This is a genomic window from Streptomyces sp. NPDC092369, from assembly GCF_044755245.1.
Lineage (GTDB): Bacteria > Actinomycetota > Actinomycetes > Streptomycetales > Streptomycetaceae > Streptomyces.
In genome coordinates this window covers 842,917-857,132 of the sequence record NZ_JBIVQP010000002.1, presented here as the reverse complement: position 1 = coordinate 857,132, position 14,216 = coordinate 842,917, and the positions used below count along the sequence as shown (strand labels likewise).

Below are 14,216 nucleotides of genomic sequence, written 5' to 3'. Positions count from 1 at the left end.
AGAAAGCGCTTCCTCCTTACGGTCCTGTTCGAGGACGCGAGCAGCATTCGACATTCCGCACGTCCGTCGGCCCCCGTTCCCGAAGGGTTCCCATGAGCACCACCACCGCCCGTTTCACGCTCGACCCCGCCTTCACGGTCGGCGAGGTGAACCCCCGACTCTTCGGATCCTTCGTCGAACACCTCGGCCGCTGCGTCTACACCGGCATCTTCGAACCCGGCCACCCCGCCGCGGACGAGGCCGGAATCCGCACCGACGTCCTCGACCTGGTCCGCGAACTCGGCGTCACCGCCATCCGCTACCCGGGCGGCAACTTCGTCTCCGGCTACAAGTGGGAGGACTCGGTCGGGCCCGCCGAGGACCGCCCGCGCCGCCTCGACCTCGCCTGGCGCTCGACGGAGACGAACCGCTTCGGCCTCGCCGAGTACATCGACTTCCTGCGCAAGGTCGGCCCCCAGGCCGAACCGATGATGGCGATCAACCTCGGCACCCGCGGGGTCGCCGAAGCCCTGGAACTCCAGGAGTACGCCAACCACCCCGCCGGCACCGCCCTCTCCGAGCAGCGGATCGCGCACGGCGACAAGGACCCCTTCGGCATCAAGGTCTGGTGTCTCGGCAACGAGATGGACGGCCCCTGGCAGACCGGCCACAAGACGGCCGAGGAATACGGCAGGATCGCCGCCGAGACGGCCCGCGCGATGCGCCAGATCGACGCCGGTGTCGAACTCGTCGCCTGCGGCTCCTCCTCCCAGGCCATGCCGACCTTCGCGGCATGGGAGGCGACGGTCCTCCAGGAGACGTACGACCTGGTCGACTACATCTCGCTGCACGCCTACTACCAGCCGCTCGACGGCGACCTCGACTCCTTCCTCGCCTCCGCCGTCGACATGGAGTCCTTCATCGAGAACGTGATCGCGACCGCCGACCACGTGGGTGCCCGCCTCAAGTCCAAGAAGAAGATCAACCTCTCCTTCGACGAGTGGAACGTCTGGTACACGGCGGACTGGGAGGAGCAGACGAAGAACGCGGACCCGGCCGACTGGCCCCAGGCGCCGCGCCTGTTGGAGGACAACTACAGCGTCATGGACGCGGTGGTCTTCGGCTCGCTCCTGATCGCCCTGCTCCGGCACGCGGACCGCGTCACGGTCGCCTGCCTCGCCCAACTCGTCAACGTCATCGCCCCGATCATGACCGAACCCGGCGGCCCGGCCTGGCGCCAGACGACCTTCTTCCCCTTCGCGCAGGCCTCCCGCTTCGGCCGCGGCCAGGTCCTCGACGTCCGCGTCGACTCGCCGACCTACGACACCGCGAAGTACGGCGAGACCGACCTGTTGCACGCCACCGCCGTCCGCGCCGACGACGGCACCGTCACCGTCTTCGCCGTCAACCGGAGCCGCACCGAGTCGCTGCCCCTCGAAGTCGCCCTGTCCGGCCTGGACTTGACCTCCGTCACCGAGCACAGCGCCCTCGCCGACGCCGACCCGGACGCCCGCAACACCCTCGCCGACCCCGACCGCGTGACCCCGCACCCGGTCGAGGGCACCACCCTCACGGACGGCACCCTCACCGCCGTACTGGAACCGCTGTCCTGGAACGTGATCCGACTGGCCTAGCTCCTTCGATTCCCCTGCTACGAGGGTCAGTTCTCGATGTGCACCTGTGCGGGCGGATACGGGTACGAGGACGTCGTGCCGACGGACCAGTAGCCGCCCGTGCCCGGTACCGTCGCAAGGGCGAGGGGGAGGACGGGAGTTGTGGAGACCGGGCCGCGCTCGCTCACCCAACTCCCGTTGTCCCAGCGGAGGTAGTGCGCGCGGGTCTGGTCCCAGAAGTCCCAGCCGGCGATGCGGTCGGGGCCGCCCTGGCCGTCGTCGGCGATCCCGGACAGCATGCCGACCGTGAACGGGGCGGTGACGTAGGTCCAGTTGCTGCCGTCGCCGTGCATCAGCGTGACGCTCGGCGGTTTGCCGGGCGGGCCGCCGACCCCGTAGGAGTAGCCGGTCAGCCAGATGTCGTCGTCGGCGACCGGCAGGAGGCCGGTGACGGAGGCGCGGATGCCGGGTGGTGTGGGCAGTTCGGTCCAGGCAGTGCCGTTCCAGCGGGCGATCAGGGCGCTGTCGTAGACCCAGACGTCACCGGACGGCAGGACGCGCAGGCCCGACGGGGCGGTGGTGGGGGCGCTCGGGGGTGCCGGCTCCCAGGTCCAGTCGGTGCCGTGGCCCTGCAGCAGGATCAGGCCGTCGCTGGTGCGCCCGGAGATCCAGGTGTCGCCGTCCGGGCCGAGCGCGACATCCGTGAGGGAGGTGCCGGAGGCTCCGCGGCCGGGGAAGTCGGCCTCCTGCCAGGTCACGCCGTCCCAGGCGAACAGCCGGTACGTGCCCGTGGTGTCGTAGCCGAGCGCCCACGCGCGGTCGGTGGTGCCGGCGACCGCGTGGAGGTAGCCACCGAAGCCGAGGTGGGTGAGGTCGACACGGTTCCAGACCGTGCCGTCCCAGGTGAGGGACAGCGGAGTCCCGCGTGTGCTGCCGTTGCGGCCCTCCTCGCCGACCGCCCAGGCCAGGCCGGGTCCGGCGGCCGCCACGCCGAGCAACTGGGCGGCGGGGGCGCAGTCGGGGGCCGGGACGGCGGCCCAGTCGTGGGGCACACCGGCACTCGCCGTCCGCGCGCTCGCCCCTCCCGCGCTGGCGGCTCCCGTGCTCGCCGAGACCAGACCCAGTCCGGCCCCGGCTCCCACCACTCCGCTGATGAATCGCCGTCTTCGCACGGGAGTTCCCCCTCTGCACCGTCCGCGGCCCGTGGGCCCACACGGTGAACCAGCCTGCCGAACAAGGCAATGCGGGCGTACGTCCCTTTCAGGTCACACCGTCGTCACCGGCACCCCTCCCGCCGCCGAGCCCAGCAGCGTCAGGCCCACCTCCGCCGGGCCCGAGGCCGTGGTGCCGTCCGAAATGACGGCCAGGGCGAGGGTGTTGGTGCCGCGGGTGCGCAGGATCCCGTTCGGCAGGACGAAGGTGTGCTGCGGGCCCACGTCGTTGATGTACTGGCCCATGTTCCAGCCGTTGAGGAAGATCTGGACGCGGTAGGCGCGGGCCACGTCGTCGTTGAGGATCAGCCCGATCGAGGCGTCGATGCCGGCGTCGACGGCGAGCTTGAAGCTGCGCCGGTACCAGGTCACGCCCTGCCGCTTCTCGGCGTTCACCAGGTCGCCGAGGGCCCAGTCGCCGTCGTCGAACTCCGGCAGATGCCAGCCGTTGCGCTCCCCGTACAGCCCGCCGTTGTTCTGCGGCCCGCGCACCGGGTCGGACGCCGCCTCTCCCTGCAGTCGCCAACTCACCTTCGGAGCGGCCCCCTTGAAGGTGACCGCGGTCAGCCCGCGCGCGGCCTTGTGGGTGTCCGTCGACTTGCCGTCCATGTCGTGCTGCATCCGCCGCACCAGCACGGACAGCACGTGCGCGCCCGAGGTACGCAGCGCCTGCGGGACCGTGAACTCGGCCGTGGCCGTCCAACTCCCCTGCCGGACCGAGGCCTTGTCAGGCACCGGCATCCGGTGCCTGCCCAGCGGCTGCCCGTCCAGCCAGGCGAGCAGCAGCCCCTGCGTGCCCGTGCTGTAGGCGAGGGACACGGACTGCGCGCCGGTCGCGTCGGCGAAGTGGCCGCGGTACCAGACGTCGCCGTAGTGGAAGCCGTAGTCGTCGGCGAAGAGCACCGGCTGTCCGGCGGGGACCGGTGTGGTGCTGAACGACGTCGTGCGGTCGGCCGTCTTCCAGGCGGAGTCGTCGAAGCCGAGGGCGGCCTCCGGGTTCTCGGCCTTCGTGCGCCAGCCGTCGGCCAGCGAGGGCAGACCGACCGCGCCGACACCCGGCAACGGCTGGGCGGCCCGCAGACTCCCGGAGGGAGTGGCTGCGGTCGTCAAGTCGTTGTCGTTCCAAGTGACTTCGAGGATGCCGCGCGGCCCCCACACCTCCAGTTCGGCGTCCGCGACGGTGTCCCCGGTGAGCGCGACCGTCACGCCGGTCACCGTCACCGTCCGCACCAGGGCGGGCCCGTAGGCGAGGACCGACCCGGACGGGGTGTCGTGGGGCCACAGCCGCAGGGACGTCTCGTCGTCGGCGAGCAGCAGGAGCAGCGGGGTGGCGGACCCGCCGCCGGACACCAACACCCGTGTGAGTCCGCCCAGTTCGGCCTCGATCCGCAGGAGCCCGTCGGCGTACGTGGAGGTGGCGTCCCCCTCCAGCACGGCCACCGTCGGCTGGATCTCGCACTCGATCGCGGTCACCGTCCGGTCGCCCGTGGGCCCGGTGAGCACGGCGATCTCCTGCCGTCCGGCGGTGAGCGCCAGCATGGGCTGGGCGTTGGAGTACCGCACCTTCCGTCGCCCGAGCTGGATCGAGGCGGCCAGCAGTCGCGCGTCCTTCGCCGGCACGGTGACCGGCGCGTCGATGCCGGGCACGGTCGAGGTGACCGCCTTCGTACCGTCGTTGCGCAGCACGTAGACCTGGGCGCCGGTGTCGGGGTTGGCCAGGTGGTAGGCCTTCAGGCCGGTCACCGTGACGTCCGCCGCCCGGTCCAGCTTGGCGAGGTCGGGCACGTACTGGACCAGATGCCCGATCTGGTGCATGGGGACCAGCTTGGCGGTGGGCTGCCGTGCCTCGTCGATGGCGGCCCCGTAGTCGTAGGAGGTGTAGACGCAGGGCGCGGGCAGCCAGCCCCAGCTGGTGCCGCCGTAGGTCATGTAGACGTTGTGCAGGGTGATGCCGTTGGCGAGGTTGGTGAGGTAGAAGCGTCGTTCGTACGCCGCGTCCCGGGTGCGCCGCGACTCCGCGTACCCCTTCCCGCCGAACTCGACCCCGCCCCACGGATCGAACCAGCCACCCCCGAACTCCGGCACGAAACCAGGGGTGTCCGGGCTGGCGGTGGCTCCGCCCTTCGCGCCGCCGATCCCGAAGCGCCCCCAGTCCGGGGCGGGTTGGCTGGGGGAGGGGTATCCGTCGAAGCCGTACAGCCAGCGCCCCTCCTCCCCGCCCGTGTCGAAGCTCCCGGGGGTCCAGTAGCCGTTGCGGCCGTTGTCGTTGTGGAAGAGGGGCACGTCGATGCCGTCGGCCCGCACCTTCGCGTACAGGTGGGCCATGTAGTCGCGGCCGGCCGGCTGGTCGACGTAGGCGTTGTACTCGTTCTCGATCTGGTAGAGCAGGATCGTGCCCGCGCCGTCGGTGTACTGGTGGCGGGCCGCGATGGCGTCGACCTGGGTGAACCACTCGTCGACGTGGGACAGGTAGGTCGGGTCGGAGGTGCGGGCCGTGCCCTTGGTGGCGGTCAGCCAGCCGGGGTAGCCGCCCGCGTCGATCTCGGCGTTGATGTAGGGGCCGGGGCGCAGGATGACGTAGAGGCCGGTCTCGGCGGCCATGGTCAGGAACAGGTCCAGGTCGCGGACGCCGGTGAAGTCGTAGCTGCCGGCGGCGGGGGAGTGGTAGTTCCAGGAGACGTAGATGCTGACCGCGTTGTAGCCGTGTGCGCGCATCTTCTGCAGGACGTCCCGCCACAGGGACGGGCTCGGCAGCCGGAAGGGGTGCAGCTCACCCGACCAGACGACCAGGCGGCTGCCGTCGACCAGGAGCGAGTAGCGGTCGAACTCGATCGTGTGCCGGCGGCCGTCCGCGCCGGGTGGCGCGGGCGAAGGGCCGGTGGGCGCGCTCGGGGCGGCGTAGGCGCAGCTCGCCGCCCCGCTGCCGCCGAGCGCCAGGCCGAGGGCGGCCGTTCCGGCGAGTGCGCTGAAGGTACGTCTGCTGAGCCCCAAGGAAGCCTCCGTCGTGCGGGTCCGTCGGCGGGCGAATTCGGGGTCATTGTGTACGGAGGGACACCCCACAATGGTCGTATGAGGATCTCGGCACGGGCGGATTACGCGGTACGGGCGGTTCTTGAGCTCGCCGTACGGCAGGACGGCGCAGCGGTGAAGGCGGAGGCCATCGCCGCCGAGCAGGGCATTCCGCACAAGTTCCTGGAAGGGATCCTCGGCGATCTGCGGCGCGCCGGGGTCGTGGACAGCCGGCGCGGCGGGGGCGGCGGCTACCGGCTGGCGCGGGAGGCCGCGAAGATCACGGTCGCGGATGTCATACGGGCGGTGGACGGCCCGATCGTGTCCGTACGCGGCGAGCGGCCCACCGGCCTCGCCTACACCGGGTCGGCCCAGCCGCTGCTGCCGCTGTGGATCGCGCTGCGGGCCAATGTGCGCAAGATCCTGGAGGGCGTCACCATCGCCGACATCGCGGCGGACGCCCTGCCGGAGTCCGTGCGGGAGCTGGCGGCGCAGCCGGCGGCGTGGGAGAACCCGTAGGGGCGATGTCTGTCCGGGTGAGATGCGGACCCATGTGAAGTGGGCTGATTCCTTGGTGTGCGGCTGTGAAGGCGCTGGGGACTGATCGGTCAACGCCCGGTTATTTCAACAGAGTTCACCCGCTGTGGAAACAGTGTGAATAGCGCGTCTGTGAATGGCTGGAGTTCGCCCTGACCGCTCCGTGTGCCGCTTCCTACGATGCGAGCGCGCCGTCGGTCTTCACAGGAACTTCATTGTTTCTTCAAAGACTTGGGGCGCAGCCACCCCCCAACCCCAAGGAGAAACCATGCCTGGTGGGCTCCTCTTGAGTGGTGCGGTCGCCGCGCTGCTCGCCACCGCGCTGCCGTCCGCGCAGCACTCGTCGTCGCCCGTGTTCGACGACCCGCCCCCGGACAAGATCGTCATCAACGTCGCCACGGTGAACGGCTCGGGCTGCCCGCAGGGCACGACGGCGGTCGCCGTCTCCGAGGACAACACCGCCTTCACGGTGACGTACAGCGCCTATCTCGCCCAGGTCGGCGGCAACTCCGACCCCACGGCGTTCCGCAAGAACTGCCAGCTCAACCTGGTGGTGCATGTCCCGTCGGGCTTCACGTACGCCATCGCGAGCGCCGACTACCGGGGCTTCGCCTCGCTCCAGCGCGGCGCGAGCGCCACGCAGAAGGCCTCGTACTACTTCCAGGGCTCCCCGCAGACCGCGACCAAGACCCACCCCTTCAACGGCCCCTACGACGACAACTGGCAGGCCACCGACAGCACGGACTGGGCTCAGCTGGTGTGGGCGCCGTGCGGAGTGCAGCGCAACTTCAACATCAACACGGAGCTGAGGGTGGCGGCCGGTTCGTCGACGCCCGGTTCGCTCAGCTTCATGACGATGGACTCGACGGACGGCGACATCAGCACGGTGTACCACATGGCATGGCAGCACTGCCCGTGATCCTGACCCGGGCGTGAGGGGTGGCCCGCGCTGCGCGGGCCACCCTGCGTCAGCTCCGCTCGACGCCCAGCGTCAGCGTGCCGGTGTAGCCGGCCGAGGTCGAACTGCCCAGCGCGGTCAGCGTCATGAGGCCGGACGCGGCGCCCCCGTCGTCGTAGATCGAGTCCTGGGCGAGCGTGGTGCGGGTGACCGTGTTGGTCGAGTACGGCGAGATCACGGCGACCTTGGTGGTGATCGACTCGTCGATGAAGAGCTGCCCGGTGTGCACTTCGGTGCCGCCGGTGAACGAGCCGTCGGCGGTGAGCGTAACGCCGGTGTGCACCTTGACGTGGATGTGCACGCAGCGCCCGCGGTACCAGCCGGGGTAGATCGTGGTGATGCTCGCGAGGCCGGCACTGTTGGTCAGCACACCGCCGCGCAGGAAGGTGCCGTCGTCGGGCTCGCTGTGGCCGTTGTTGCCGACGAACCCGGAGTACTCGCCGAGCGCGTCGCAGTGCCAGATCTCGACCAGCGCGTTGGGCATGGTGACGCAGGTGTCGTCGTCCACGACGGTGAGCGCGAGCTTGAGCGGGATACCGGCCTTGCCTTCCCTGACGTCGGCTCGGACGTACTGTCCGTCGAGGTAGTAGGGCCCTTCGGTCATCTCCTTGGTGAGCGTGCAGACGGCCGCGGCGGCCGCCGGCTGGGTGGCGGGGCTTGTGGGGGCTTCGGGCGCGGCTGCGCCGACGGTGCCTACGGCGAGCGTGGCGGCGGTGGCGCCGGTGGCGATCAGCACGGTTCGGCGGCCGATCGGGGTGGGGGTTGCTTCCGAAGTTTCTGTCATGAACACGGCACTTTAGGAAGGGACTCTGTCGAGGGGCTGTGGGTTTGGCAAAGTGACGGGGCGTCAAGTTACTTGTCGGACGTGTGGGTTGAGGATGTCCAGCTGTACGATCTGCGGGCCCGTCGCTTCGGCGGATGCGCGGGTGGGCAGATGGGCGCGGAGAGGTGCAGACGATGAGACGCCGTTCCCTGGACCGAATCGTGCTCGGGCTGGAAGTGGCCATGGGGGTCGCGGCGGTCACCCTGGGCGTCCTGCTCCTCACCGCCGGGCGGTACGGACTGGGCGCTCTCTCCCTGGTGGCCTTCGTGAGCGTCGCGATCACCGTGGGGCGGGACATCGTGCGCCTCCGGGCGACGAACGGGACCGGTGCTGTCGGCGCTTGAGTCAGTGGTTCGGGCGCGGGGCGAGAGCCGCGATGGTCGCGAAGTGCGGGTCGTCGAGGCGGGAGTCGGTGACGCGGTCGCGCACATCGGTGAGGAGCCATTCCACCAGCTCCGCCGTGGCGTGGTACTCACCGTGGAACCCCAGGCGCAGGTCGGCGATCTCGTGCTCGAACAGCACGTCGTCCAGCAGGGCCGTCAAGTGCGCGTCGGCGGCCGGGGTCCGGGTGGCGGTCCATACGTCCAGCCAGGGGCGCAGGCTGTCGGTGGCGACGGTGATGAGGCCGAGAGTGTCCCTGATGGACACCGGGCCGGGGTGGGTGCGCAAGGTGGCCTGCCACCAAGCGGTCCAGAGGGTGTGAAGAGCGTCGGCCAGCGGCGCGTCCCAGGTGCCCCAGCTCGCCTCGACCAGGCGGGTGGCGACCAGCTCCTCGGAGACGGGGAACAGACCGGCGACAAGGGGGCGGATGATGCGCGGGACGAGCCGGCGGTAGAGACGCGGGAAGTCGTCCCAGTGGCTGGGCACCTCTCCGGCGGCCGCGGACACCAAGTCGTCGGGTATGAGGTGCAGCGGCCTGGAGAGCTCGGCGAGTCCCTCCTCGCCGTAGCAGTACGTGCAACCGCCGACGGGGAACGGCTCTTCAGCGGCGAAGGCGCGGTCCAGTGCATCGAGGGCTGTCATGAGGCGCTGATGGTGTGACATGGCGACCGACTCGGATCCGGGAAAGCTCAGTCAGGGAGTGCGGCGGTGAGGTCCACCTCGACGAGCTGTCCGGTAAAGCCCAGTTGGGCGACGCCCAGGAGCGTGCTGGCCGTGGTGAACGCCGGTCCCAGGCCGGAGTTGGTGAGGCGGTGCCACGCGGCCGCGAGCACAGCCCTCTCATCGCTGCGCACGTAGATCACCGACCGCACCACGTGGTGCGGCTCGGCGTTCACCGCTGCCAGGGCGGTGAGCGCGTTGGCGACGACCTGGTCCACCTGGGATTCGAGGGAACCGGGGCCGACGAGGTCGCCGTTCCTGTCCAGCGGGCACTGTCCCGCCAGATGGGCCGTACGGCCCGCCTCGACGACGGTGATGTGGTGGTAGCCGGGCATCTCGTGCAGCTGCTCGGGGTTGATGCGGGTGATCTTCTCGGTCATGTCCGCGAGTCTGACCGGCGTGGTGCCCGCACGCACCCCAATTTGCCCGTGGCGCTACCGGGATCCCTTCCAACCCATGGTGTTCAGTATCCGGGGGACCGCACGCCCCCTGCGTTCCCGCGCGCGTGAGCCAGAAAGTCTGTCCAGGTGTTCGGCGACAGGGCGAGTTGAGGACCCTGCTTGTCCTTGGAGTCACGGACGTGGATGGCGGCCGGGCAGGCGGCGACCTCGACGCAGTCTCCGGAGGCGCTGCTGCTGTAGCTGCTCTTGACCCAGGTCAACTCAGGCGCGTTCATAAGTCTCCTCGCATGCGCTGCAACAGGCCTACGGAGTCCTGCATGGTGAGAGCCTGCGAACGCATCCTGGCATACCGCCTCTGGAGCACGCTTACCACTTTCCGATCGGAGATCAGCTGGCCGCTCTCCTGCCCTTCGAGGTAGGCGAACCACTGGGTCTCCGGCGTTTCCAGCAGTTGCAAGGGCCCTTGCAGTCCGGCATGCGACTCTTGGATCAGCGGCATGATCTGAATCTCGACGTTCCGTAGGTCGGCGATCTCCAGCACGTGGTCGATGAGTTCCCGCGTGACCTCTACCCCACCTGTGCGCCGCTGGAACAATTGCTCTTCCAGGATGAAGCCGAACGCGGTGTTCGGTCGCTCCCGTAGCAGCTGTTGCCGCTGCGCTCGGGCAATCCACCGCTCCTCGATCTGTGCATCGTCGAGGGGTGGCAGGTTGTCGGTAGCCAGAGCGGTCGCGTACGCCATTGTCTGCAACAGCCCTGGGACCAACCGGCATTCGTACGTGTACATCGTGATCGCCGCCTGCTCCAACCGCGCCCATTTCCGGAACCAGGCCGCCAACCCCGGCTGACGGGCCAGTGTCGGCAACGACCTCCGTAACGCCCCTGTGTGGCCCAGGGCCGCCTCCGCCCGCTGCACGAAGGCGAGGTCCGGCATCCGCCGCCCCAACTCAATGGAAGCCACCGTATGTTTGGAGTACCCCACCAGCGCGCCGAACTCCTCCCTCCCAAGTCCCGCATGCTCGCGCAGTGCCTGGAGCACCGCCCCGAACGTCCGCAAGCTGTCCGACGCCTCCGGCTCATCGACCACAGTCGGTCACCTCCCGCAGTCATGGTCACGTTCCGTCACTCGTACTGTCCAGTGCGTAACCGCGTACGCTGCCGCGGTGTACGCGGTGCTCACCTGGATAAGAGCCGTTCGGGACCGCCAGATTGGGCGCATGACAGCGCTCCCCACCCCGCAACAGCCGGTCACCGTACGTGCGTTCGCGCAGCGACTGAGCGCAACCCCCCGCGCCGCCCGACTCGCCCGGCATCTGGCCCTGGCCCAGCTCCACACCTGGGGCATCCCGCCCGGTTGCGACGCCTCCGACGCCGTCGCACTTGTCGTCGCCGAACTCGCCGCGAACGCCGTGACTCATGGCCGGGTGCCGGGGCGGGACTTCGAGCTGCGGCTGTCACTCGTCACGGGCAGCGTCCGGGTGGAAGTGACGGACACGGTCGGGGACAGACGCCCGCCGGCACCCGGCGAGGTGGCCCCGCCCGCAGACCCCCTCGACGAGTCCGGTCGTGGACTGCTCCTCGTCGACGCGGTCGCGGACCGGTGGGAGGTGCTGGAGCGGGAACCGCCGGGCAAGACGGTCCGCGCGGAGATCGATCTGCCGGGCTGGGCGGTGCTGTGGCGGTGACCGTCAGCCGGCCCGCCGGGACGGCAATTCCGTTGCGCAAAAAGGTATTTCGTGGCTTGAGTCGATGGCCCTTACGGTCGCCATCATGGACTGGAGCTATCACTCGGCCGAAGAACTCACGACCGCCCTGCGTTCCGGCGAGGTGACCTCGGCGGAGCTGACCGACGAGGCGATCGCCCGTATCGAGCGGGACGACGAGGCGATCAACGCGATCTGCCTACCGGACTTCGACCGTGCGCGGGCCGCCGCGCGCGATGCCGACCAGGCACGCGCCCGCGGCGAGGACCGGCCGCTGCTCGGCATCCCGGTGACGGTCAAGGAGTCCTACAACATCGCCGGACTGCCCACGACCTGGGGCATGCCGCAGCACCGGGACTTCCTGCCCGCCGAGGACGCGGTGCAGGTGTCCCGGCTCAAGGCCGCCGGCGCGGTGGTGCTCGGCAAGACCAACGTGCCCCTGGGACTGCAGGACGTGCAGAGCTTCAACGAGGTCTACGGCACCACCAACAACCCCTGGGACCACGGCCGCACACCGGGCGGCTCCTCCGGCGGATCGTCGGCGGCCCTGGCGGCCGGGTTCGGCGCGCTGTCCATCGGCTCCGACATCGGCGGTTCGCTGCGCACCCCCGCACACTTCTGCGGGATCTACGCGCACAAGCCGACGATCGAACTGGTGCCGTCCCGCGGCTCGGTCCCGCCCGCCGTGCCGGCCTGGCCGGTCGCCTCCGACCTCGCCGTCGTCGGTCCGATGGCGCGCACCGCTCGCGACCTCACGCTCCTGCTCGACGTCATGGCCGGACCTGATCCGCTGACCCACGGTGTGGCGTACGAACTGGCGCTGCCGCCCGCGCGCCACGAGCGGCTCGACGACTTCCGGGTCCTGGTCCTCGACGAGCACCCCTTCATCCCGACCGGGACCGCCGTGCGGGCGGGCGTGCAACGTGTCGCCGACGCGCTGGCCGACGGCGGCGCGCGCGTCGAGAGGCACAGTGGGCTGCTGCCCAGCCTCTCCGAATCGGCGTTGATCTACACGCAGTTGTGGTTCGCGGGAGTCGGCGCACGCTTTCCCGCCGAGATCTACGGGCAGCTGCGAGACCTCGCCGCCGGACTGAGCGCGGATGATCAGGGTCTGGACGCGGCGCGGTTGCGGGGGCTCGTGTCGAGTCACCGCGACTGGGCGGAGGCGAACAACCGTCGCGAGTTGCACCGGCACGGCTGGCGTGAGTTCTTCGCCGAGTTCGATGCCGTGGTGTGTCCGATCACGCCCACTCCGGCGTTCGCGCACGACCACGAACCGGATTCGATGAAACGCCGGCTCGACATCGACGGCGTCGCGTACCCGTATCTCGACCAGCTCGTCTGGGCCGGTCTGGCCACCATGCCCGGCCTGCCCGCCACCGCCGTACCGACCGGCCTGTCCCCCGAGGGCCTGCCGGTGGGAGTGCAGCTCATCGGTCCGATGTTCGAGGACCGCACCCCGCTGAGGTTGGCCGAACTACTGGAGCGGGAGCTCGGCGGCTTCCAGGCGCCGAAGCGGCAGGACGGCAGCTGAACCCGGGTTCATGGCCCTCGCCCAGGGACTCGGACAACGACCACTGACATATGCCAAGTTGGTCCCTTATGGGCTAAGAAGCCGCCTTCGGTTGCTGGTCCCCCTGATCTGGCTGATATGAAACCTCTTGGCCGAAAAAGCAAGATCAGGGGTGGTTGTGGCGAAACGGTTCGACTCCGGAGCAGGGACCGGGGTGGTGATCGTCGGGGCGGGCCCGGCGGGGCTGGTGCTGGGGAACCTGCTCCTGGCTGAGGGCATCGACTGCGTGATCCTGGAGCGACGGGACCGCGAGGCGGTGGAGGGGCGGGCCAGGGCGGGCTTCCTGGCCGCCCACTCCGTACGCGTACTGACCGAACACGGCCTGGCCGACGGCCTGTTGGCCAAGGGCCGACCGCACGGCACCTGTCTCTTCCGTAGCGAGCAAGGCGAATTCACCCTGGACTACGGGAAGTTGGGGCAGCGCGAGGTCCACACCGTCTACCCCCAGCAGGAGTTGGTCCGCGACCTGCTGGCCGAGTACCTGCGGCGCGGCGGCGAGATCCGCTTCGGCGCCGAGGCCGAGGAGATCTCCGAGGGCCGGGTACGGATCCGGGGAGCCGCGGACGTGACCGGACGCTATGTCGCCGGCTGCGACGGCCACCGGGGTGTCGGACGCCAGGCCCTCACCGCGCACGGCATCCGTACCGCCCGCTGGGACCACGGGGTGACCTGGCTGGCGGTGCTGGTGGCGGCCCCGCCCAGCCTCGCCGCCGTCGGATACGCCCTGCACGACCGCGGGTTCGCCGGCCACATGGCCCGCACGGAGACGGTCACCCGCTACTACCTCCAGTGCCCGCGAGGCACCGACCCGGCGGACTGGGACGAGGACCGCGTCTGGACCGAACTGGCCACAAGGCTCCGCACGGACGAGTTCGGCCCCTTGAAGCGCGGTCCGGTCCTGGAGAGGACGGTCGTCGACCTGCGCTCGGACGTCCTGGACTCCCCGGGCACCGGCCGCCTCTGGCTGGCCGGCGACTCCGCCGGACTCATCAGCCCCTCCGCGGCCAAGGGCGCCAACCTCGCCGTACTCCAGGCCGAACGCCTGGCGGAAGCCTTCACGGAGGCCCTCGCCCGAGGCGACGAGACGGACCTCGCCCGCTACGCCTCGTACTGCCTGCCCCGAGTCTGGCGGGCGCACGAGTTCTCGCACTGGATGAGCGGCCTGCTGCACGGCCCGTCCACCGACGACCCCCGGGCCCGCTACGGCCGCGCACTCCAGTACGCCCGCCTGGACAGCCTGCGCACCTCCCGCGCGCACCAGGACTTCTTCGCCGAGAACTACACCGGCATCTGACCCGAGGAACCGTC

At 70.1% G+C, this 14,216-nt stretch carries 14 protein-coding genes; 7 read left to right on the top strand and 7 right to left on the bottom strand.

What is annotated here, in order from left to right; genetic code table 11:
- Positions 1-92: 92 nt before the first annotated feature.
- Positions 93-1,613, top strand: a complete 1,521-nt coding sequence (locus tag ACIQI8_RS13595; protein WP_402348636.1) for an alpha-N-arabinofuranosidase — start codon at positions 93-95, stop codon at positions 1,611-1,613.
- A 26-nt stretch (positions 1,614-1,639) separates the two neighbouring features.
- On the opposite strand, the gene ACIQI8_RS13590 is transcribed toward ACIQI8_RS13595, so the two are convergent.
- Both ACIQI8_RS13590 and ACIQI8_RS13585 read right to left on the bottom strand, forming a co-directional pair.
- Positions 1,640-2,764 (bottom strand): hypothetical protein, encoded by a 1,125-nt coding sequence (locus tag ACIQI8_RS13590; protein WP_402348633.1) that lies wholly within the window; start codon positions 2,762-2,764, stop codon positions 1,640-1,642.
- 93 nt (positions 2,765-2,857) lie between these two features.
- Positions 2,858-5,794, bottom strand: a complete 2,937-nt coding sequence (locus ACIQI8_RS13585) for a beta-galactosidase (RefSeq protein WP_402348630.1) — start codon at positions 5,792-5,794, stop codon at positions 2,858-2,860.
- A 78-nt stretch (positions 5,795-5,872) separates the two neighbouring features.
- Between ACIQI8_RS13585 and ACIQI8_RS13580 the strand changes: the two genes are divergently transcribed.
- Both ACIQI8_RS13580 and ACIQI8_RS13575 read left to right on the top strand, forming a co-directional pair.
- Positions 5,873-6,331 (top strand): RrF2 family transcriptional regulator, encoded by a 459-nt coding sequence (locus ACIQI8_RS13580; RefSeq protein WP_402348627.1) that lies wholly within the window; start codon positions 5,873-5,875, stop codon positions 6,329-6,331.
- A 286-nt stretch (positions 6,332-6,617) separates the two neighbouring features.
- Entirely contained in the window at positions 6,618-7,268 is a 651-nt protein-coding gene (locus tag ACIQI8_RS13575; RefSeq protein ID WP_402348624.1) for a DUF4360 domain-containing protein, read from the top strand.
- A gap of 49 nt (positions 7,269-7,317) precedes the next feature.
- Here the strand turns inward: ACIQI8_RS13575 and ACIQI8_RS13570 are convergent, their stop codons facing one another.
- Positions 7,318-8,091, bottom strand: coding sequence for an intradiol ring-cleavage dioxygenase (locus tag ACIQI8_RS13570; RefSeq protein ID WP_402348621.1), 774 nt, complete (start codon positions 8,089-8,091; stop codon positions 7,318-7,320).
- 173 nt (positions 8,092-8,264) lie between these two features.
- Here ACIQI8_RS13570 and ACIQI8_RS13565 point away from each other — a divergent pair, with 173 nt between their 5' ends.
- A complete protein-coding gene (locus ACIQI8_RS13565; RefSeq protein WP_402348618.1) occupies positions 8,265-8,474 on the top strand; it encodes a hypothetical protein in 210 nt (69 codons plus the stop codon).
- A gap of 1 nt (position 8,475) precedes the next feature.
- On the opposite strand, the gene ACIQI8_RS13560 is transcribed toward ACIQI8_RS13565, so the two are convergent.
- The 4 genes from ACIQI8_RS13560 to ACIQI8_RS13545 all read right to left on the bottom strand — a co-directional run bounded on the left by ACIQI8_RS13560 (position 8,476) and on the right by ACIQI8_RS13545 (position 10,719).
- Positions 8,476-9,153: a hypothetical protein gene (locus ACIQI8_RS13560; protein WP_402348615.1), complete on the bottom strand. Its 678-nt coding sequence runs from the start codon at positions 9,151-9,153 to the stop codon at positions 8,476-8,478.
- Between the two features lie 47 nt (positions 9,154-9,200).
- Positions 9,201-9,611, bottom strand: a complete 411-nt coding sequence (locus ACIQI8_RS13555; RefSeq protein WP_402348612.1) for a RidA family protein — start codon at positions 9,609-9,611, stop codon at positions 9,201-9,203.
- 83 nt (positions 9,612-9,694) lie between these two features.
- Positions 9,695-9,907 carry a DUF397 domain-containing protein gene (locus ACIQI8_RS13550; protein ID WP_402348609.1) on the bottom strand — a complete coding sequence of 71 codons (213 nt, stop codon included), beginning with the start codon at positions 9,905-9,907 and terminating at the stop codon, positions 9,695-9,697.
- A complete protein-coding gene (locus ACIQI8_RS13545; protein ID WP_402348606.1) occupies positions 9,904-10,719 on the bottom strand; it encodes a helix-turn-helix domain-containing protein in 816 nt (271 codons plus the stop codon). Before ACIQI8_RS13545 ends, ACIQI8_RS13550 begins: the two co-directional genes overlap by 4 nt.
- Positions 10,720-10,849: 130 nt before the next feature.
- Between ACIQI8_RS13545 and ACIQI8_RS13540 the strand changes: the two genes are divergently transcribed.
- From ACIQI8_RS13540 to ACIQI8_RS13530, 3 genes are all read left to right on the top strand, one after another.
- Positions 10,850-11,317, top strand: a complete 468-nt coding sequence (locus ACIQI8_RS13540; protein ID WP_402348603.1) for an ATP-binding protein — start codon at positions 10,850-10,852, stop codon at positions 11,315-11,317.
- An 85-nt stretch (positions 11,318-11,402) separates the two neighbouring features.
- Positions 11,403-12,869 carry an amidase gene (locus tag ACIQI8_RS13535; RefSeq protein WP_402348600.1) on the top strand — a complete coding sequence of 489 codons (1,467 nt, stop codon included), beginning with the start codon at positions 11,403-11,405 and terminating at the stop codon, positions 12,867-12,869.
- 157 nt (positions 12,870-13,026) lie between these two features.
- Entirely contained in the window at positions 13,027-14,202 is a 1,176-nt protein-coding gene (locus tag ACIQI8_RS13530) for a 4-hydroxybenzoate 3-monooxygenase (protein WP_402348597.1), read from the top strand.
- Positions 14,203-14,216: the final 14 nt, after the last annotated feature.